Raw genomic sequence first — 19,497 nt, forward strand, 5'->3', positions numbered from 1 at the left:
GGGCCGCGCGGGCCCGAGATGAGTGCCGCCGCTCAGCGCGCGGCATGGAACGACCGGCCGAGATCGGCAGGCGCGGCCTGGGCGCCTCGGCGGTGAAGAACGGACAGGATGACAAGCGCGATGATGGTGATGACATAGGGCGCCATCGACAGGAAATGCACCGGGATCGCATAGCCCGCCGCCTGGAGTTGCAGTTGCAGCGCGGTGATGCCGCCGAAGAGATAGGCGCCGATCAGCACCCGCTCGGCCCGCCACGAGGCAAAGACCACGATCGCGAGCGCAATCCAGCCCGCGCCCGCGGTCATCCCCTCGGTCCATTGCGGCACCCGCACGAGGCTCAGATAGGCGCCGCCCAAGCCCGCCAGCGCCCCGCCGAAGACGAGCGCGGCGATCCGCACGCCGACGACCCGGTAGCCGAGCGCATGGGCCGCGCCCGCGTTCTCGCCCACCGCCCGCAGCACGAGCCCGAGGCGGGAATATTTCAAGAACCCCCAGACCGCCGCGACCAACCCGAGCGAGAGATAAACCACCCAGTCATGGCCGAAGAGGATCGGCCCGACGACCGGCAGATCGGCGAGCGGGCCGAAGGGCACCTTGCCGGTCGGCGGCGGGCGCACGCCCTCATACCCCTTGCCAAAGAGCGCCGAGAGCCCGAGCCCGAACAGCGTGAGCGCAAGCCCCGTCGCGGTCTGGTTGGAGAGAAACACCTGGGTGAGCACGCCAAAGAGGAGCGCAAGCGCCGCGCCCGCGAGCGCCCCCGCGACAAAGCCCGCCACCGGCGAGCCGGTGGTGACCGCGGCCGCAAAGCCGCCCATCGCGCCCATGATCATCATCCCCTCGACCCCGAGGTTCAACACGCCCGCCTTCTCGGCCACCAGTTCCCCCGTCGCCGCCAGCAGAACCGGCGTCGAGGCGACCATCAGCGTGGCGCCCAGCGTGACGATATCGATGCCGCCGACCATCATGCGCGGGCCCTCCCGATGCGGATACGGTAATTCGTGAGCAGGTCGAACCCCAAGAGGAAAAACAGCAGCATCCCCTGAAACACCTGGATCGCCGCCGAGGGCAGGCCGAGCATGAGCTGCGCCATGTCGCCGCCGATATAGGTCAGCGCCATCAAAAGCCCCGCGAGCCCGATCCCGATCGGATGGAGCCGCCCGAGGAAGGCCACGATGATCGCGGCAAAGCCGTAGCCGACGTTGAAACTGTCGGTGATCTGCCCCGAGGGCCCGGCGACCTCGAAGAGCCCCGCAAGCCCCGCGAGCGCCCCCGAAAGCCCGAGGCACAGCATCACGAGCCGCGCCGGCACCACGCCCGCAAACCGCGCCGCCCGCGGCGCCTCGCCCGCGACCCGGATGCGGAACCCCGCGATATGGCGATGCATGAGCACATAGGCCCCGATCACCGCCGCCAGCGCCGCAAACACCCCCCAATGCGCGCCGGTGCCCGCGATCAGCTCGGGGTTGAAGGCGGAGGGGTATTGCTGAAGGTTGCGCGAGCCCGGAAAGCCATAGCCCTCGGGGTTTTTCAGCGGCCCGAAGGCGACATAGGCCAGCAGGTTCTGCGCGACATAGACGAGCATCAGCGAGACGAGGATCTCGGAGGTGCCGAAAACGACCTTCAAAACCGCCGGGATCAGCCCCCAAAGGAGCCCGCCGAGCGCGCCTGCCACCACCATCCCTGGAAAGATCCAGCCGCTCTCGGCCGGAAAGGCCGCCAGCGCCACCGCCGCGCCACAGATCGCGCCGATGATATATTGCCCCTCGGCGCCGATGTTCCAGATCCCGGCCTTGAAGCCCACCGCGAGCCCCGAGGCGATCAGGATCAACGGCCCCGCCTTGACCAGCAACTGGCTGCGGAAATAGCCCGCATTCGGCCCGAAGAGCGGGTCCCAGAAGATCATCCGGATCGCCTCGAACGGGTCCTTGCCGAGCGCGGCGAACAGAAGCCCCCCCGCCACCATCGTCGCCAGCACCGCCACCACAGGCGTCGTCCAGGCCCAGAATTTCGACGGCGTCGGCCGTTTGATCAGCGCGATCATTGCGCGGCCTCCATCCCATGCACCCCGCCGAGCATCAGCCCGATCTCGTCGATCGTCAGCCCCTCGGTCGGGCGGGGCGCGCTCAGCCGCCCCTCGTTGAGCGCGCAGAACCGGTCCGCGATCTCCATCACCTCGTCGAGATCCTGGCTGATCACGATCACCGCCGCGCCCTTGGCCGCCAGCGCCAGCAAAGCCTGCCGGATCGCCGCCGCCGCCGCCGCATCGACCCCCCAAGTCGGCTGGTTGACGATCAGCACCTCGGGGAATTGCAATACCTCGCGGCCGATCACGAATTTCTGCAAATTGCCGCCCGAAAGCGCCCGCGCCGCGACCTGCGGGCCCGGGGTGCGCACGTCGAACTCGCGGATCACCTCCTCGGCGAAGAGCCGCGCGGCCTTCATGTCGAGCAGGCCCTTGTGGGTCAGCGGGCGGCGCACCGTGCCGGTCAAAAGCGCGTTTTCCGTCAGGCTCATCGCGGGCACCGCGGCGTGGCCCAGCCGCTCCTCGGGCGCGCCCTGCAACCCCAGCCGCCGCCGGTCATTGGGCCCGAGCGCGGAGACATCCTGGCCATGCAAAAACACCGTGCCCGGCGCCGAGACCCGCTCGCCCGAAAGCGTCGCAAGCAACTCCTCCTGGCCGTTGCCCGCAACCCCGCCGATGCCCAAAATCTCGCCCGAGCGCAGCGCCAGCGACACCTGTTTGAGCGCGGGCCCGAATTGCGACATCGGCGCGAGATCGAGCGCCCGCACCTCGAGGATCACCGGCCCGAGCGGGCGCACCGCGCGCTCGGTCGTGGCAAATTCGCCCCCCACCATCATCTCGGCCAATTCGCGCGCGGTTTTCTCGCGCGGCGTGCAGGTGCCCACCACCTTGCCCCCCCGCAGCACCGTCGCCGCATCGCATAGCGAGCGGATCTCCTCGAGCTTGTGCGAGATATAGAGGATCGCCGTGCCCTCGGCCGAGAGCTTGCGCAGCGTGCGAAACAGGATCTCGACCTCCTGCGGCGTGAGCACCGAGGTCGGCTCATCCATGATCAGGAGCTTGGGGTCCTGCAACAGACAGCGGATGATCTCGACGCGCTGCCGCTCGCCCGCGGAGAGGTCGCCCACCGTGCGCGCCGGGTCGAGCGGCAGGCCGTAAGCCGTTGAAATCTCGCGGATCCGCGCGGCAAGCTGGCGCATCGGCGGCGGGTTTTCCATGCCGAGCGCGACATTCTCGGCGACATTGAGCGCCTCGAAAAGCGAGAAATGCTGGAACACCATCGCCACGCCCGAAGCCCGCGCCGCGCGCGGCTCGGCCGGCGTATAGGGCGCGCCCGCGAGCCGCATCTCGCCGGCATCGGGCTTCACCAGCCCGTAGATCATCTTCACGAGCGTCGATTTGCCCGCGCCATTCTCGCCCAAAAGCGCATGAACCTCGCCCGGCGCGACCGCGAATCCCACGCCATCATTGGCCACGACCCCGGGATAGGCCTTGGTCAGGCCCACGATTTCGAGAAGTTTGTCCCCCATCACCCGGCGCGGTCCTTCTTCTGGCGGGGCCGTGCCCCGGCGCTCATGCCCCTGATTAGCGCGGAGGCGACGCCAACCGCAATGGCCTGAGGGTGTTTCCCCAAGGTCGGATCGCCTATCGGACAGGCAATGCGCGAAATTTGGGCGCTGTCATGGCCGAGCCCGGCGAGGCGCGCGCGAAACCGCGCCCATTTGGTGGCCGAGCCGATCAGCCCGAGCGAGCCGAAGCCATGGCCGAGCAGCCGGTGGCAGAGCTCGAGATCGAGCGCGTGGCTGTAGGTCAGCACGAGATGATCGGCCGCGCGCGGGGCGAGGGGGACGAGATCGGCCGGGTTGGCGGCGATCAGTGGCGTGACGCCGGCAGGGATCGTTTCGGGGAAACGCTCGGCGCCGCTGTCGGCCCAGGAGATCGCGAGCCCCGGCAGCGGCGCGAGCACCGACACGAGCGCCCGCCCGACATGGCCCGCCCCCCAGATCCAGAGTGCGCGCGCCGGCGCCGCGACCGCCTCGAGAAGCCAGCCCTCGATCAGCAGCGCCGGCGCCTCGCCCCGGTCGCGCACCCGCGCCAGAGCCCTGCGCACGCCGAGCGGCATCTCCCCCGCGCTCGCGCCCGCAACCGGCCGCGCCCAGATCCCCGGCGCCAAGCCCGCCACGGTCTCGGCCGCGAGCGCCTCATAGGCGAGCGTGACCGCGCCGCCGCAACATTGCCCCCGCGCAGGCCCGAGCGCGATCCGCTCGAGCCGGCCCGGCCCGCCGCGCGCCAGGATCTCGCGCGCCCGCGCCATCGCCTCGAATTCGAGCGCCCCGCCGCCGATCGTGCCCTCAGCCCAATCGGCGCCGACCAGCATCGCCGCCCCCGCCTCGCGCGGCGTCGAGCCCTGTGTTTCGGCCACCAGAACCCGCAGGAAAGGCCCGCGCGCCGCCGCCCGGCCGAGCGCCTCGCGATCGAGACTCATGGCCCCCCCCGCGCGCGTTTCACCGCCGCCAGAACCGCCTCGGGCGTGGCCGGCGCGCGCAGATCGGGCCAGCCCGGCCCGCAGGCCGCGCAGGCGGCGCTGAGCGCATGAAAGACCGAGATCCCGTGCATGAACGGCGGCTCGCCCACCGCTTTCGAGCGAAACACCGTCTCCTCGCGGTTCGGCGCCTGCCAGAGCGCCACGTTGAACACCCGCGGGCGGTCCGAGCAGGCCGGGATCTTGTAGGTCGAGGGCGCGTGGGTCTTCAGCATCCCCTTCGCGTCCCAGACGAGCTCCTCCGTGGTCAGCCAGCCCGCGCCCTGCACGAAACCGCCCTCGACCTGGCCGATATCGAGCGCGGGGTTCAGCGAGGCGCCCGCGTCATGCAAGATATCGGTGCGCAGGATCCGGTTCTCGCCGGTCAGCGTGTCGATCACCACCTCGCTCACCGCCGCGCCATAGGCGAAGTAGAAAAACGGCCGGCCCTGGCCGCGCAGCCGGTCCCAGGTGATCTTCGGCGTGGCGTAAAAGCCGGTCGCCGAGAGGCTGATCCGCGCCATGTAGGCCGCCTTGGCGAGCTCGGCGAAGGGCGTCTCGTGGCCGTTCGCGCGCACCATGCCGCCGGCGAAAACCACCTCCTCGGGGGCGCAACCGGCCTGCGCGGCGTGAAACGCCGCGAGCCGCGCGCGCAGGGTTTCGGCCGCCGCCTGCACCGCCATGCCGTTCAGATCGGTCCCCGAAGAGGCCGCCGTCGCCGAGGTATTGGGCACTTTCGAGGTATCGGTCGCGGTGATCCGCACCACATCGGTCGCGACGCCGAGCACCCGCGCCGCGACCTGGCGGCATTTCTGATGCAGGCCCTGACCCATCTCGGTGCCGCCGTGGTTGAGCACCACCGAGCCGTCGGAATAGAGATGCACCAGGGCGCCGGCCTGATTGAGATGGGTGAGCGTGAAGGAGATCCCGAATTTCACCGGCGCAAGCGCGATGCCGCGCTTCAAGGTTCGATTTGTGCTATTCCACGCGGCAATCTCGGCCTTGCGCGCGGCGTAATTGCTGGTTTTCTCCAGCTCGGCCACGAGCTCATGAAGGATGCTGTCCTCCACCTCCTGACCGTAATGGGTGGTCTGAGCGGCCTTGGTGGCGGCCGGGGCGTAGAAATTGCGCCGCCTGAGCTCGAGCGGCTCGAGCCCCATCACCTGCGCCAGATGCTCGACCGCGCGCTCGATGCCCAGGATCCCCTGCGGCCCGCCAAAGCCGCGATAGGCGGTGTTCGATTGCGTGTTGGTGCGCAGCCGGTGGCTCTCGACCCGCAGCGCGGGGATGAAATAGGCGTTATCGGCATGCAGCATCGCGCGGTCGCAGACCGGCAGGCTGAGATCGGGCGACCAGCCGCAGCGCGCGAGCTGCACGAACTCGGCGCCGAGGATCCGGCCCTCGGCATCGGCGCCGATCCGGTAGTGGATGCGGAAATCATGGCGCTTGCCGGTGATGATCATGTCGTCATCGCGGTCGTAGCGCATCTTGCAGGGCCGGCCGGTGGCGCGCGCGGCGACCGCGCAGGCGATGGCGAGCGGGTTGCCCTGGCTCTCCTTGCCGCCGAAACCGCCGCCCATCCGCCGCATCTCGACGCGCACGTCATGCATGTGCAGCCCGAGCGCCTCGGCGACCTTGTGCTGCACCTCGGTCGGGTGCTGCGAGGAGCAATGGATGACCATCCCCTCATCGCCGGGCAGCGCGAGCGCGGCCTGACCCTCGAGGTAGAAATGCTCCTGCCCGCCGATCTCGATCACGCCCTCGGCGAGATGGGCCGCGCCCGCGAGAGCCGCCGCGGCATCGCCCCGCGCCCAGGTGACCGGCCCGCCCTCGAAATGGCTTTTGGCCGCAAGGGCTTGATCGAGCGTCAAAATCGGCGTTCGCGGCGCATAGCTGATGCGCCCGGCCCGCGCCGCCACCCGCGCCGCGCGATGCGAGGTCGCGACGACGAGAAAGATCGGCTGGCCGATATAATGGACCTCGCCCTCCGCCAGAACCGGCTCCGGCGTGGGCGCGGGCGAGGCATCATTGGCAAAGGGCAGATCGGCCGCGGTCAGTACCGCGACGACCCCGGGCGCGGCGCGCACCGCGTCGAGATCCATCGCCGTGATCGCCGCCGAGGCCTCGCTCGAGAGGCCGAAGGCGAGGTGCAAGGTGCCCTCGGGCACCGGGATGTCATCGACATAACGCGCCCGGCCGGTGACATGGAGCGCGGCGGACTCGTGGGGCTGCGAGAGGGTCATGGCGCGACCTCCAGCACCGAAACCGCCTCGCCCGAGGCCGCGCGCAGATAGCGCAGCGCCATCGCCTGCGCGGTCTCCATCCGGTAATCGGCGGAGGCGCGCATGTCGCTCATCGGCGCGAAATCGCGGGCCATCTCGGGCAGGGCGGCGCGGAAGGTCGCCTCGGTGAAGGGCCGCCCCGAGAGCGCCGCCTCGAAGGCGCGCGCGCGTTTCGGGGTGCCTGCCATGCCGCCGAAGGCCACGCGGGCAGTTGCAATAATCGAACCTTCGCGGGCGATATTGAAGCAGCCGCAGACCGCGGAAATGTCCTGATCGAACCTTTTCGAGAGTTTGTAGCAGGCGAGATCGGGCGCCGTGCGCGGCATGATCACCGCCTCGACAAATTCGCCCGGCTGGCGGTCTTGTTTGCGATAGTCGAGGAAGAAATCCTCGAGCGGCATCTCGCGCCGCACCGCGCCGCGGCGCAGCCGCAGCCGCGCGCCCATCGCGATCAGCGCGGGCGGGGTGTCGCCGATCGGCGAGCCATTGGCGATATTGCCGCCCAAGGTCGCGGCCTGGCGGACCTGTTCGGAGGCGAAGCGGCGCAGCAGAGCGGCGAGCGCGGGATGCGGCGTCTCGGCCCAGGCGCGCAGCCGCGCGATGGTCACCCCGGCGCCGATCTCGACCCCCTCCTGGGTTTCGACGATCTGTTGCAAATCCTTGCAATCGTTCAGGAAAGCGACCTCGCCGAGGGTGCGGAGCTGTTTCGTGACCCAAAGCCCCACATCGGTCGCGCCGGCGATCAAGGTGGCCTCCGGGTGCGCCAGATACCAGTCGGCCAGCGCATCGGCGCTCTCGGGGAGGAAGGCGGGGGCTGTCTGCCCCCGCACCCCCGAGGATATTTCGGGCAAGGTGAGAGGGGGGGCGAGCCAATCGGGCACCGGCGCGGTCTGCGCCGCCTCGGCCGCGCGAATGATCGGCGCATAGCCGGTGCAGCGGCACAGATTGCCCGCCAGCACATCGTCATGATCGCGCCGCCCGCAGGCATGGGCGACGGCGAGCGAGACCGTCACCCCCGGCGTGCAAAAGCCGCATTGCGCGCCGTGATGGGCGATCATCGCCTCTTGCACCGGGTGCAGCGCGCCATCGGGCCCCGCGACCCCCTCGATCGTGCGCAGCGCGCGCCCGGCGAGTTGCGGCATCATCATCAGGCAGGCGTTGACCGCGCGCAGGCCTTCCGCATCGCTCACCATCACCGTGCAGGCCCCGCAATCGCCCTCGTTGCAGCCCTCCTTGGTGCCGGTCAGGCCTTCGGCGCGCAGCCAGTCGAGCACGGAGAGCGTCGGCTCGGCGAGCTCGACGCTGCGGGTTTCTCCGTTGAGAAGAAACGAGATCTTCATGCATCTGTCCGCCGCGTTACGCTGAGCGCCCCTCCGCCCGATGCGGCGTAGAACGGGGGGCCTTTGGCTGAGCAAAGCCGATCGCGGCCGGGTTTGGCAAGGGCCGTGCGCAGAGTTTCGCGCCCGCCCTGCCGGAATTTTGACCTGCCGATTAAAATCTGGGCGGCGATTTGGCCCTTCCGGCCCCCGCGCGGGGCGATTAATCTCGCGCCATGGTCCAGCCCCGATTCATCCACCTGCGCGTGCACACGCAATATTCGCTGCTTGAGGGCGCCGTGCCCGTCAAGAAGCTGATCAAGATGTGCGACGCCGCGAATATGCCCGCCGTCGCCATCACCGATACCAATGCGATGTTCGCGGCGCTCGAATTTTCCGTTCTGGCGAAAGGGGATGGGTTGCAGCCGATCGTGGGCTGCCAGATCTCGGTGGCCTATGACCCGGCCCAGCCCGGCGAAAAGCCGCGCCCGCCGGCGCCGGTGGTTCTGCTGTCGCAGACCGAGGCGGGCTACATGAACCTGATGCGGCTCTCGAGCTGTCTTTACGTCGACAAACATGGCGCGGCGGCGGAGGTCACGCTCGAACAGCTCGAGGAGTTTTCCGAGGGGCTGATCTGTCTCTCGGGGGGCGCCGACGGGCCGGTGGGGCGGTTCTTGCAGGCCGGCCAGCCGGGCAAGGCGCGGCTCCTTCTCGAGCGGCTCGCCCGCATCTACCCCGACCGGCTCTATGTCGAGCTGCAGCGCCACCCGGGCGAGGGCGGGCAGCTCCCCGAGGGCGAGCGGATGACCGAGCGGCCGTTCCTCGAGATGGCCTATGACATGGGCCTGCCGATCGTGGCGACCAATGATGTCTACTTCCCCAAGGCCGATATGTTCGAGGCGCATGATGCGCTGATCTGTATCGCCGAGGGCGCCTATGTCGACCAGATCGAGCCGCGCAGGCGCCTGACGCCGCAGCATTATTTCAAATCCGAGGCGGAGATGTGCGCGCTCTTCGCCGATCTGCCGGAGGCGCTCGCCAATACCGTCGAGATCGCGAAGCGCTGCGCTTTCGCGACCTACAAGCGCAACCCGATCTTGCCGAAATTCGCCGATGACGAGGTCGAGGAGCTCCGCCGCCAGGCCTGGGAGGGGCTGCGCGCGCGGCTTGCGGTGATCGAACATGCGGTGCCGGTCGAGGAGTATGAGGCGCGGCTCAAGTTCGAGCTCGGCATCATCGAGCAGATGGGCTTCCCCGGCTACTTCCTGATCGTGGCCGATTTCATCAAATGGTCGAAGGATAACGGCATCCCGGTCGGCCCCGGGCGGGGCTCGGGGGCGGGCTCGCTTGTGGCTTATGCGCTGACCATCACCGACCTCGACCCGTTGCGCTATTCGCTGCTCTTCGAGCGCTTCCTGAACCCCGAACGGGTCTCGATGCCCGACTTCGACATCGACTTCTGCATGGACCGGCGCGAGGAAACGATCCGCTATGTGCAGGAGAAATATGGCCGCGACAAGGTCGGCCAGATCATCACCTTCGGCGCGCTTCTCTCGAAGGCGGCGGTGCGCGACGTGGGGCGCGTGTTGCAGATGTCTTACGGGCAGGTCGACAAGCTCTCGAAGATGATCCCGGTCGAGGGGGTGAAGCCGGTTTCGATCGAGAAGGCGCTGGCCGATGAGCCGCGGCTGCGCGAGGCCGCGCGCGAGGAGGAGGTGGTCAAGCGCCTCCTCGGCTATGCCCAGCAGATCGAGGGGCTCTTGCGCAACGCCTCGACCCACGCCGCGGGGGTGGTGATCGGGGATCGGCCGCTCGACCGGCTGGTGCCGCTCTATCAGGACCCGCGCTCGGACATGCCCGCGACGCAGTTCAACATGAAATGGGTCGAGCAGGCGGGGCTCGTGAAGTTCGACTTTCTCGGGCTGAAGACGCTGACCGTCATCCAATCGGCGATGAACCTGATCTTCAAATCGGGGCGGCCTTTGCATGTGGGCCCCGATGGCACCGAGCTTTACCAGCCCGCCGAGGGCGCCGCGAACCAGATCAACGCGATTCCGCTCGATGATGAGAAGACCTATCGGCTTTACGCCGAGGCGCGCACGGTCGCGGTGTTCCAGGTCGAATCCGAGGGGATGAAATCGGCGCTCAGGCAGATGAAGCCGACCTGTATCGAGGATATCGTGGCGCTCGTGGCGCTTTACCGCCCCGGCCCGATGGAAAACATCCCGACCTATTGCGAGGTGAAACACGGGCTGAAGCCGCTGGCCTCGCTGCACCCCACGATCGACCCGATCCTGGCCGAGACGCAGGGCATCATCGTCTATCAGGAACAGGTGATGCAGATCGCGCAGGTCATGGCGGGCTATACGCTCGGCGGCGCCGACCTGTTGCGCCGCGCGATGGGCAAGAAGATCGCCGAGGAAATGGCCAAGGAGCGCCCGAAATTCGTCGAGGGCGCCAAGAAGACCCATAATGTCGATGAAAAGAAGGCGGGCGAAGTCTTTGACCTTCTTGAGAAATTCGCGAACTACGGGTTCAACAAATCGCATGCCGCGGCCTATGCGGTGGTGTCTTATTACACCGCCTGGCTGAAGGCGAACCACCCTGTCGAATTCATGGGCGGGGTGATGAACTGCGATATCCATCTCACCGACAAGCTCGCGATCTACGCGCAGGAGGTGAAGAAGGAGCTCGGCGCCGAGATCGTGCCGCCCTGTGTGAACCGGTCTCTGGCGACCTTCGATGTGGTCGATCAAAAGCTCGTCTATGCGCTCGGCGCGCTGAAGAACGTGGGCGTCGAGGCGATGCAGCTGATCGTGCAGGCCCGCGGTGACCGGGCGTTCCGCGACCTGAGCGATTTTGCGCGCCGGGTCGATATGAAGCGGGTGGGCAAGCGCCCCTTGGAGATGTTGGCGCGGGCGGGGGCTTTTGATGAGCTCGACCCGAACCGCAAGCGGGTGTTCCAGAGCCTCGAGGGGCTGATGGCCTGGTCGGCGGCGGTGGCCGAGGCCAAGGCCTCGGCGCAGGTCTCGCTTTTTGGCGAGGCGGGCGATGATCTGCCGCCGCCGCGGATGGCCGACACCGATGACTGGCTGCCCGGCGAGCGGCTCGCCGAGGAACACAAGGCGATCGGCTTCTATCTCTCCGGCCACCCGCTCGAGGATTACCTGCCCGCATTGAAGCGCAAGAAGGTGATGACGCTCGAGGAGGTGCAGGCCAAGGCCGTGGGCGGGCCGTTCTTTGCCAAGATCGCGGGCGAGGTCGCCTCGGTGCGCGAGAAGAAATCGGCCAAGGGCAACCGCTTTGCCTTTGTCGCGCTCTCCGATACCTCGGGGCCCTATGAGGCGACGTTCTTCTCCGATGCGCTGGAGGCCTCGCGCGGGGTGCTCGAGGCGGGGCGGCTCGTGGTGCTCAATGTCAAGGTCGAGGTCGAGGGCGAATCGGTGCGGATGCTGGCGCAATCGGCGGTCGCGGTGGAAAGCGTCACCGCCGATGCCGGCGGCGCGGGGCTGATGATCCATGTCGAGGGGGCGGAGGCGGTGGGCTCGATCGCGGCGCTGCTCGAGCGGCTCGAGGCGGAGGGCAAGGTGCGCTCGCGCGGGCCGATCTCCTTCACCGTCTTCGACCCCGAACGCGGCTGCCGCTATCAGCTCAGCGCCGGGCGCGATTACCCGGTCAACCCGCAGATCAAGGGCGCGATCCGCTCGCTGCGCGGCGTGGCGATGGTCGAGGAGGTCTGAGCGGGCGGCTCAGTAATGCGGCGGGCGCTGATCGGCGAGCGGGATCTGGCCGCCGGCGGCAAATTCGCGCTCGGCCTCGCGCTCCATCAACAGCCCCACCGCGCGCGCGAGCCGCTCGATCTCGCGCGCCTGCCGCGCCACGATATCGGACAGCTCGTCGACACTGCGCGTCAGATGCGCGAGCACTTCCTCGGCGTGATCCATCCGCTCCTGCATGGCCTCTCCTCGATTTTGGTGCACGCGGCTTGCCGCGCCAGCCCCCTTCCGCTACACCCTCGCGCGGAGAATGAACAGGTGCAAGCCGGAGTCCGCCCATGGCCAAGGATAAAGCCCCCCGTCGCCCGCGCGCCGAAACCCCGAAAGGGTTTCGCGATTATTTCGGCGCCGAGGTGACCGAGCGCGGCGACATGCTCGCCACGATTGCCGAGGTCTACCGCGCCCATGGTTTCGACCCGCTCGAGACCTCCGCCGTCGAGACGGTCGAGGCGCTGGGCAAGTTCCTGCCCGATGTCGACCGCCCGAATGAGGGGGTTTTCGCCTGGCAGGACGAGGGTGGCGATTGGCTGGCGCTGCGCTATGACATGACCGCGCCGCTCGCGCGCGTCGCGGCGCAGTTCCGCAACGACCTGCCCGCGCCTTACCGGCGCTACACGATGGGCCCGGTCTGGCGCAACGAAAAGCCGGGGCCGGGGCGGTTTCGGCAGTTTTATCAATGCGATGCCGATACGGTGGGCGCGCCCTCGGTGGCGGCCGATGCCGAGATCTGCGGGATGCTCTCGGATGCGCTGGAGGCCGTCGGCATCCCGCGCGGCGATTATCTCGTGCGGGTGAATAACCGCAAGGTTCTCAACGGCGTGATGGAGGTCGCGGGCGTGCTCGACCCGACCAACCCCGAGCGGTTCGCCGAGGCGCGCGGCACCGTGCTGCGCGCGATCGACAAGTTCGACAAGTTCGGCGAGGCCGGCGTGCGGGCGCTGATGGGCGCGGGGCGGCTCGACGAGAGCGGCGATTTCACCAAGGGCGCGGGGCTCTCCGACGAACAGGCCGATATCGTCATGGGCTTCATGCAGGCGCGCCGCGACAGTGGCGCCGCCACCGCTGCGCGGCTGCGCGAGCTCGTGGGCGGCTCGGCGCTGGGCCTTGAGGGCGTGGGCGAGCTCGAGCTGATCGCGGAGCTTCTCGAGGGGCAGGGCTATGGCCCCGAGCGGATCCTGATCGACCCCTCGGTGGTGCGCGGCCTTGGCTATTACACCGGCCCGGTTTTCGAGGCCGAGCTCACCTTCGAGATCCTCGACGAGAAGGGCCGCAAGCGCTCCTTCGGCTCGGTGGCGGGCGGCGGGCGCTATGACGACCTCGTCAAGCGCTTCACCGGCCAGGCGGTGCCCGCGACCGGCGTCTCGATCGGCGTCGACCGGCTTCTGGCCGCGCTGCGCGCCAAGGGCCGGATCGGCGGGCGCGCGCAGGGGCCGGTCGTGGTCACCGTGATGGACCGCGAGCGGATGGGCGATTATCTCGCGCTCGCCGCCACGCTGCGCCGCGCGGGGCTGCGCGCCGAGGTCTATCTCGGCAACCCGAAGAACTTCGGCAACCAGCTCAAATATGCCGACAAGCGCGAGAGCCCGGTGGCGATCATCCAGGGCTCGGACGAGGCCGCGCGCGGCGTCGTGCAGATCAAGGATCTGGTGCTCGGCGCGCAGATCGCCGCAGAGGCGACTGTTGAGGAATGGAAATCCCAACCCGCGCAATTCGAGGCGCCGATCGGCGAGATGGTGGAAAAAGTGAAAGCGATCATCGCCCGGAACGAGGCCCGCTGATGGCCTCGAAAGCCGCCGCGCGGGCCACTGGCGCCCGGTTTCTCGAGCTCTTCCGCGCCGCCGGTGCGGTGGAGATCGCGCCCGATATCCTGCAACCGGCGGAAGCGCTCCTTGATCTTTACGGCGAGGATATCCGCGCGCGCGCCTATGTCACCGCCGACCCTCTGCGCGGCGAGCTGATGTTGCGCCCCGATTTCACCGTGCCGGTGGTGCAGGAGCATATGGCCAACGGTGCCGAGCCTGCGCGCTATTGCTACCTGGGCGAGGTGTTTCGCAAGCAGGAGCATCGCGGCGCCGCGCGGGTCGCGGAATATCAGCAGGTGGGCTTCGAGGTCTTTGACCGCGCCGACCCGGAGGCGGCGGACGCCGAGGTCTTTGCCCGCATCGCCGAGGCGCTCGCGGCCCTCAACCTCGTCGCGACGATCGGCGATATCGGGATCTTGCGCGCCGCGGTGGCCGGGCTCGACACGATCGCCGAGCGCAAGGCCGCGCTCAGCCGCCATATCTGGCGCCCGCAGCGGTTCCACAAGCTGATGGCGCGCTACGCCGGGCTCGTGCCCGCGCCCGAGGCGCGCGGCGCGGTGCTTGCCGGCGCGCGCGAGGGCGCGCCCTGGATCGGGCTGCGCAGCCCGCAGGAGATGGAGGCGCGGATCGCGCGGCTTGCGCGCGACGCCGCCGCGGCGCCGATCGCGGCCGAGGATGTCGCGCGGCTCGATGCGCTCTTCGCGCTGCGCTGTGCGGCGGGCGAGGCGCCGGCGCGGCTGCGCGCGCTCGGGCTGCCGGCGATCGAGGGGGCGGTGGCGCGGCTCGAGCGGCGGCTCGAGGCGCTCGCGGCGCGCGGGGTCGATCTCGGCGCGCTCGGCTTCGAGGCGAGCCACGGCCGCACCACGATGGAATATTACGACGGCTTCGTCTTCACGCTGAGCGCGGCCGACCCGGCCTTGCCGCCGGTGGCCTCCGGCGGGCGCTATGACGCGCTCACCCGGGTCCTGGGCGGCGGGCGCGAGATCCCGGCGGTGGGCGGCGTGATCCGCCCGGGGCTGGTGGCCGATCTGGAGGGGCAGGCATGACGATCAAGCTCGGTGTGCCCTCCAAGGGCCGGCTGATGGAGAAGACCTTCGACTGGTTCGCCGCGCGCGGCATCACGCTGCGCCGCACGGGTTCGGAGCGCGAATATGCCGGTGCGGTCGAGGGCGCGGAGGGGGTCGAGCTCGTCCTTCTCTCGGCGGGCGAGATCCCGCGCGAGCTCGCCGCCGGGCGGATCCATTTCGGGGTCACGGGCTCCGATCTGGTGCGCGACAAGCTCGCCGATTGGGAAAGCCAAGTGGCCGAGCTCGCGCCGATGGGCTTTGGCCATGCCGATCTCATCATCGCGGTGCCGGCCTGCTGGTCCGATGTCGATACGCTCGAAGACCTCGACGCGGCGGCGCATGCCTTCCGCGCCGATCACGGCTTCCGGCTCAGGATCGCGACCAAATACCACCGGCTCGTGCGCGACTTCCTGACCCGCGAGGGCGTGGCGGATTATCAGCTCGTCGACAGCCAGGGCGCGACCGAGGGCACGGTGAAGAACCTCACCGCCGAGGCGATCGCCGATATCACCTCCTCGGGCGAGACGCTGCGCGCCAACCACCTGAAGATCCTCTCGGACGGGCTGATCCACCAGAGCCAGGCGACGCTTTTTGCCGCGCGCGGGGCCGATTGGGCGGCCGAGGGCGCGCGCCCGGCGCGGCTCGTCGCGCAGCTCGGGCTGAGCCTGCCCGCGCTCTGAGGGCTCAATAGGAGGGCTCAATAGCCCCGCGCGGAATCGACGCGGTAGAGGAAGGGCTCGCCCGCCTCGCCGCGGCGGATATTCTCGACAATCACCCGCGCGGCGCTCGCGGGGCGGGTCTCGGCGGCGATATGGGGCGAGACGGTCACCCGCGGATGCGCCCAATAGGGGTGCTCGGGCGGCAGCGGCTCGGTGCGGAAGACATCGAGCGTCGCTTGCGCCACCTGGCCGCTCTCGAGCGCGGCAAGGAGCGCCTCATCGTCGATCAGCGTGCCGCGCCCGGGGTTCAGCACCACCGCGCCGCGCGGCAGCATCGCCAGCGTCTCGGCGTTGAGGATATTCGCGGTCTCGGGCGTGTTGGGCAGGATCGTCACGACGATCTCGCCCGCCGCCAGAGCCTCGGCGAGCCCCGCCGCCCCGGCGAGACAGCGCACACCCTCGATCTCCTTCGGGCTGCGGCTCCAGCCGGTGACACGAAAGCCAAGCCCCGCGAGCGCGCTTGCCGCGGCCGCGCCGAGCGCGCCAAGCCCGAGCACGGTGACCGAGCGCTCCGTCGCGAGCGGCGGCGCGATCTGCTCCCAGCGGCCCGAGTGGTTGAGGATATGCGCATCGAGCCCGAGATGGGCGCGCAGCACCTGGCCCAGCACCCATTCCACCATGCCCCGCGCGAGCCCCTCGTCGACCATCCGGCACAAGGGCTGGGTGAGCGTCGGGTTGCCCACCACCCGCTCGACCCCGGCCCAGAGGCTGAGCACCGCGCGCGCGCGGGTGAAGGAGGCGAAATCCTGCACCGGGCCATTGGGCGCATAGATCAGATAATCGACGCTCTCGGGCGCGGCCTCGCCCGGGCGGACAAGGCGCGCGGCGATCCCGGCCTCGGCGAGCGCGGCGCCAAGCGCGGCCTGATAGGCGGGCCAGAGCCCCGGCGAGCCGGCATAGAGAAGGGTGAGCATGTTACCTCGGGCGGTGGATATTGGCGCTTTGCACGAGACCGAAGGCCGCGAGCAGGATCATCATCGCCGTTCCGCCGTAAGACACAAGGGGCAGCGGCACCCCCACCACCGGCATCAGCCCCATCACCATCGCCATATTGATCGCGAAGAACAGAAAGAATGTCCCCGCGATGCCGATCGTCAAGAGGCTCGAATAGCGGTCGCGGTTGATCAGCGCGGAATGGATCGAGAAGGCGATGATCCCGGCATAGAGCATCAGCAGCGAAAACGCCCCGACAAAGCCGAATTCCTCGGCGAGCGTGGTGAAGATGAAGTCGGTGTGTTTCTCGGGCAGGAAGTTCAGCCGCGATTGCGTGCCCTGCATGTAGCCGCGCCCCGACCAGCCGCCCGAGCCGAGCGCGATCTGCGCCTGGGTGATGTTGTAGCCCGCGCCGAGCGGGTCGGCGGAGGGGTCGAGGAAGGTGTCGATGCGCTTGAACTGATACTCATGCAGGAGCTGCCAATCGGTGCCGCGGCTCTCCATCACGGTGAAGACGAGCGCGACGACGAGCGCGGCGACCGTGCCGAAATACCAAAAGCTCACCCCGGCCGCGAACATCACGATCGCGCCGCCCAGCACCAGCATCACCGCGGTGCCGAGGTCGGGCTGGGTCAGCACGAGGAAGGTCGGCACCAGGATGATCGCCACCGGGATCAAGACCCACAGCGGCCGCGAGACCCGTTTCGGATCGAGCCAGTCGTAATAGGCGGCCAGAAACATCACGAGCGCGATCTTCATCAGCTCCGAGGGCTGGAGGCGGAGCGGCCCGAGCACCAGCCAGCGCTGCGCCCCCATGCCGATATCGCCGAAGAACTCCACCGCGATGAGCAAGAGCAACGCGATCAGATAGGCGATCGCCGAGATATTGCGCCAAAACCAGATCGGCGTGAAACCGACGATGACCATCGCGATCATGCCCGCGGCAAAGCGCTTCATCTGCGGCTCGGCCCAGGTCGTCGGGTCGCCGCCGGCCACCGAATAGAGCATCAAGAACCCGAATCCCGCCACCGCCGAGAGCAGGATCACCAGCGGCCAGTTCAGATAGAAGATCTTGCGCAGGCCCGTGGGCACCGTCTTGAGATTGCTTTCGAGGTAGGACATGGCGCTCCCTCAGGCCCGGCTGCGGCCGGTGGTGGTCACGGTTTCCGGGTCGACGAGGTCGAGCGCCTCCTGCTGGGCCTTGATCTTGCCGCGCTGCTCGGCCGGATAGGCCGCGAGCGGCGGCAGCCCGTCGGCAAGCGCATAAAGCAGGATGTCGCGCGCGATCGGCGCCGCCGCCGACGACCCGCCGCCGCCATGTTCGACGATCAGCGCGACGGCATATTTGGGCGCCTCGACGGGCGCATAACAGACAAAGAGCGCATGGTCGCGCTGCTCCCAGGGGACGGATTTGTTGTCCACCACCGCCGAGCGCACCTGGCTCGTGCCGGTCTTGCCCGCCATCTTCCAGCCCGCCTCGACGATCCGCGCGCCGCGCGCGGTGCCGTTCGCGCCATTGACCACCGAGATCATCCCGCGCCGGATATGGTCGAGCCAATCCTCCTCGAGCCCGAGCGGCGCGGCCTCGGCCAGCGGCTCCTCGATCCCGTCGCGCGAGCGGATCAGCCGCGGCGCCACCGCCCGCCCGGTCGCCACCCGCGCCGTCATCACCGCAAGCTGCAGGGGCGAGGCCAGCACATAGCCCTGACCGATCGAGGAGTTGATCGTGTCGCCGATCCGCCACTCCTTGCCGTAGCGCTCCTGCTTCCAGGCCTTGGTCGGCGCGATCCCCTCGGCCACCGCCGACATCGGCAGGTCATGGCGCACGCCGACGCCGAGGCGTTTGGCCATCTCGGCGATCTTGTCGATGCCGACCTTCTGCGCGACCTCGTAATAGAACACGTCGCAGCTGCGCTCGAGGCTTTGCACGACATTCACCCGGCCATGGCCCGACCGCTTCCAGCAATGGAACCGCCGCCCGCCCATCTCGATATGGCCGGGGCAATAGACGGTCTCCTCGGGGCCGATCACGCCGGCCTCGAGCGCGGCGAGCGCGGTCACCACCTTGAAGGTCGAGCCGGGCGGGTAGAGGCCCTGCACCGATTTGTCGGCCATCGGGCGGTGGTCGTCCTGCATCAGGCTGCGGTAATCGGCCGAGGAAATCCCGCGCACGAAGAGGTTGGGGTCGAAGGACGGCGTCGAGACGATCGCCATGATATCGCCATTCGTCACATCCATCACCACCGCGGCAGCGGATTCCTCGCCAAGCCGCTGATGGGCGAAATTCTGGAGCCGATAATCGAGCGTGAGCTGCAAGGTCGCGCCGGGCTCGCCCTCGCGCCGGTCGAGCTCGCGCATCTCGCGCCCGGCCGAGTTCACCTCGACGCGCCGCTGGCCGGCATGGCCGCGCAAGACCTCCTCCATCTTCGCCTCGATCCCGAGCTTGCCGAGCTGGAATTTCGGGATCCGCAGGAGCGGGTCGGGGTTCTCGATCTGGCTCAGGTCGTAATCCGAGACCGGGCCCACATAGCCGACCACATGGGCGAAATCGAAGCTGCGCGGGTAGACGCGCGAGAGACCGACCTCGGGCGAGACACCGGGCAGCGCGGGCGTGTTCACCGCGATGCGGGAAAATTCCTCCCAGCTCAGCCGATCCTCGACCAGGACCGGCGCATGGGGCGGCTGCTTGCGGATCTCGGCGAGCACATCGGCCGCGTCTTCATCGGAGAGCGGGATCAGTCGGCGCAGATCGGCGAGCAATTGCTCGACATCGGCGGCATCCTCGCGGGTGATGGTCACCCGGTAGTTCTGTTCATTGCCCGCGATCAGCACGCCGTTGCGGTCATAGATCAGCCCGCGCGCCGGCGGGATCAGCCGGATCTTGACCGAATTGCCCTCGGCCAGCATCCGGTATTGCTCGGATTGCTCGAGCTGCATCTTGCGCATCCGAAGCCCGAGCACCGCCACGATCGCGGCTTGCCCCGCGCCGAGCATCAGCCCGCGGCGGGTGATCTTCGAGCGGCTCTCGAGGCTCTCTCTCTCGCTGCGTCGCATCCCG

At 68.8% G+C, this 19,497-nt stretch carries 14 protein-coding genes; 4 read left to right on the plus strand and 10 right to left on the minus strand.

Annotation, left to right across the window (positions count from 1 at the left end):
• Window positions 1-32: 32 nt before the first annotated feature.
• Genes LPB142_RS04410 through xdhA form a run of 6 tightly spaced genes read right to left on the minus strand, consistent with a single transcriptional unit; the run spans window position 33 to window position 8,166 of the window.
• The gene (locus LPB142_RS04410; protein ID WP_156894429.1) at window positions 33-962 is read right to left on the minus strand and encodes an ABC transporter permease; all 930 of its coding nucleotides are present in this window, start codon (window positions 960-962) and stop codon (window positions 33-35) included.
• Window positions 962-2,041 carry an ABC transporter permease gene (locus LPB142_RS04415; RefSeq protein ID WP_068766010.1) on the minus strand — a complete coding sequence of 360 codons (1,080 nt, stop codon included), beginning with the start codon at window positions 2,039-2,041 and terminating at the stop codon, window positions 962-964. Before LPB142_RS04415 ends, LPB142_RS04410 begins: the two co-directional genes overlap by 1 nt.
• Window positions 2,038-3,552, minus strand: a complete 1,515-nt coding sequence (locus LPB142_RS04420) for an ABC transporter ATP-binding protein (protein WP_071165634.1) — start codon at window positions 3,550-3,552, stop codon at window positions 2,038-2,040. The genes LPB142_RS04415 and LPB142_RS04420 overlap by 4 nt, the downstream gene beginning before the upstream one ends.
• Complete coding sequence (gene xdhC / locus LPB142_RS04425) at window positions 3,552-4,508, minus strand: xanthine dehydrogenase accessory protein XdhC (RefSeq protein ID WP_071165635.1); 957 nt, start codon at window positions 4,506-4,508, stop codon at window positions 3,552-3,554. Before xdhC ends, LPB142_RS04420 begins: the two co-directional genes overlap by 1 nt.
• Window positions 4,505-6,787, minus strand: coding sequence for a xanthine dehydrogenase molybdopterin binding subunit (gene xdhB / locus LPB142_RS04430; protein ID WP_071165636.1), 2,283 nt, complete (start codon window positions 6,785-6,787; stop codon window positions 4,505-4,507). The genes xdhC and xdhB overlap by 4 nt, the downstream gene beginning before the upstream one ends.
• The gene (gene xdhA, locus LPB142_RS04435) at window positions 6,784-8,166 is read right to left on the minus strand and encodes a xanthine dehydrogenase small subunit (protein WP_071165637.1); all 1,383 of its coding nucleotides are present in this window, start codon (window positions 8,164-8,166) and stop codon (window positions 6,784-6,786) included. The genes xdhB and xdhA overlap by 4 nt, the downstream gene beginning before the upstream one ends.
• Window positions 8,167-8,378: 212 nt before the next feature.
• Between xdhA and dnaE the strand changes: the two genes are divergently transcribed.
• Window positions 8,379-11,882, plus strand: a complete 3,504-nt coding sequence (gene dnaE / locus LPB142_RS04440; RefSeq protein ID WP_071165638.1) for a DNA polymerase III subunit alpha — start codon at window positions 8,379-8,381, stop codon at window positions 11,880-11,882.
• A 9-nt stretch (window positions 11,883-11,891) separates the two neighbouring features.
• Here the strand turns inward: dnaE and LPB142_RS04445 are convergent, their stop codons facing one another.
• Window positions 11,892-12,098 (minus strand): SlyX family protein, encoded by a 207-nt coding sequence (locus LPB142_RS04445; protein ID WP_231878981.1) that lies wholly within the window; start codon window positions 12,096-12,098, stop codon window positions 11,892-11,894.
• A 98-nt stretch (window positions 12,099-12,196) separates the two neighbouring features.
• On the opposite strand from LPB142_RS04445, the gene hisS reads away from it, so the two are divergent.
• The 3 genes from hisS to hisG are packed head-to-tail and all read left to right on the plus strand — an operon-like array spanning window position 12,197 to window position 15,467.
• Window positions 12,197-13,696, plus strand: coding sequence for a histidine--tRNA ligase (gene hisS, locus LPB142_RS04450; RefSeq protein ID WP_071165639.1), 1,500 nt, complete (start codon window positions 12,197-12,199; stop codon window positions 13,694-13,696).
• Window positions 13,696-14,766 carry an ATP phosphoribosyltransferase regulatory subunit gene (locus tag LPB142_RS04455; RefSeq protein WP_071165640.1) on the plus strand — a complete coding sequence of 357 codons (1,071 nt, stop codon included), beginning with the start codon at window positions 13,696-13,698 and terminating at the stop codon, window positions 14,764-14,766. Before hisS ends, LPB142_RS04455 begins: the two co-directional genes overlap by 1 nt.
• A complete protein-coding gene (gene hisG, locus LPB142_RS04460; protein ID WP_071165641.1) occupies window positions 14,763-15,467 on the plus strand; it encodes an ATP phosphoribosyltransferase in 705 nt (234 codons plus the stop codon). The genes LPB142_RS04455 and hisG overlap by 4 nt, the downstream gene beginning before the upstream one ends.
• Window positions 15,468-15,484: 17 nt before the next feature.
• Here hisG and LPB142_RS04465 read toward each other — a convergent pair whose 3' ends face one another.
• From LPB142_RS04465 to mrdA, 3 genes are read right to left on the minus strand one after another with little or no spacing between them, the layout of a single operon-like run.
• A complete protein-coding gene (locus LPB142_RS04465; RefSeq protein WP_071165642.1) occupies window positions 15,485-16,420 on the minus strand; it encodes an NAD(P)-dependent oxidoreductase in 936 nt (311 codons plus the stop codon).
• A gap of 1 nt (window position 16,421) precedes the next feature.
• A complete protein-coding gene (gene rodA / locus LPB142_RS04470) occupies window positions 16,422-17,561 on the minus strand; it encodes a rod shape-determining protein RodA (protein WP_068766000.1) in 1,140 nt (379 codons plus the stop codon).
• 9 nt (window positions 17,562-17,570) lie between these two features.
• A complete protein-coding gene (mrdA, locus tag LPB142_RS04475; RefSeq protein WP_068765999.1) occupies window positions 17,571-19,493 on the minus strand; it encodes a penicillin-binding protein 2 in 1,923 nt (640 codons plus the stop codon).
• Between the last annotated feature and the right edge of the window lie 4 nt (window positions 19,494-19,497).

The sequence above is a fragment of the Rhodobacter xanthinilyticus genome (assembly GCF_001856665.1).
Taxonomy (GTDB): Bacteria; Pseudomonadota; Alphaproteobacteria; order Rhodobacterales; family Rhodobacteraceae; genus Rhodobacter; species Rhodobacter xanthinilyticus.

Excerpts from the sequence above, each read along its gene's own strand:
- xdhB (WP_071165636.1), bottom strand. The coding sequence starts at position 6,787 with ATGACCCTCTCGCAGCCCCACGAGTCCGCCGCGCTCCATGTCACCGGC.
- rodA (WP_068766000.1), bottom strand. The coding sequence starts at position 17,561 with ATGTCCTACCTCGAAAGCAATCTCAAGACGGTGCCCACGGGCCTGCGC.
- mrdA (WP_068765999.1), bottom strand. The coding sequence starts at position 19,493 with ATGCGACGCAGCGAGAGAGAGAGCCTCGAGAGCCGCTCGAAGATCACC.
- hisG (WP_071165641.1), top strand. The coding sequence starts at position 14,763 with ATGACGATCAAGCTCGGTGTGCCCTCCAAGGGCCGGCTGATGGAGAAG.
- LPB142_RS04420 (WP_071165634.1), bottom strand. The coding sequence starts at position 3,552 with ATGGGGGACAAACTTCTCGAAATCGTGGGCCTGACCAAGGCCTATCCC.
- LPB142_RS04415 (WP_068766010.1), bottom strand. The coding sequence starts at position 2,041 with ATGATCGCGCTGATCAAACGGCCGACGCCGTCGAAATTCTGGGCCTGG.
- LPB142_RS04455 (WP_071165640.1), top strand. The coding sequence starts at position 13,696 with ATGGCCTCGAAAGCCGCCGCGCGGGCCACTGGCGCCCGGTTTCTCGAG.
- dnaE (WP_071165638.1), top strand. The coding sequence starts at position 8,379 with ATGGTCCAGCCCCGATTCATCCACCTGCGCGTGCACACGCAATATTCG.
- xdhA (WP_071165637.1), bottom strand. The coding sequence starts at position 8,166 with ATGAAGATCTCGTTTCTTCTCAACGGAGAAACCCGCAGCGTCGAGCTC.
- xdhC (WP_071165635.1), bottom strand. The coding sequence starts at position 4,508 with ATGAGTCTCGATCGCGAGGCGCTCGGCCGGGCGGCGGCGCGCGGGCCT.
- LPB142_RS04445 (WP_231878981.1), bottom strand. The coding sequence starts at position 12,098 with ATGCAGGAGCGGATGGATCACGCCGAGGAAGTGCTCGCGCATCTGACG.
- hisS (WP_071165639.1), top strand. The coding sequence starts at position 12,197 with ATGGCCAAGGATAAAGCCCCCCGTCGCCCGCGCGCCGAAACCCCGAAA.
- LPB142_RS04410 (WP_156894429.1), bottom strand. The coding sequence starts at position 962 with ATGGTCGGCGGCATCGATATCGTCACGCTGGGCGCCACGCTGATGGTC.
- LPB142_RS04465 (WP_071165642.1), bottom strand. The coding sequence starts at position 16,420 with ATGCTCACCCTTCTCTATGCCGGCTCGCCGGGGCTCTGGCCCGCCTAT.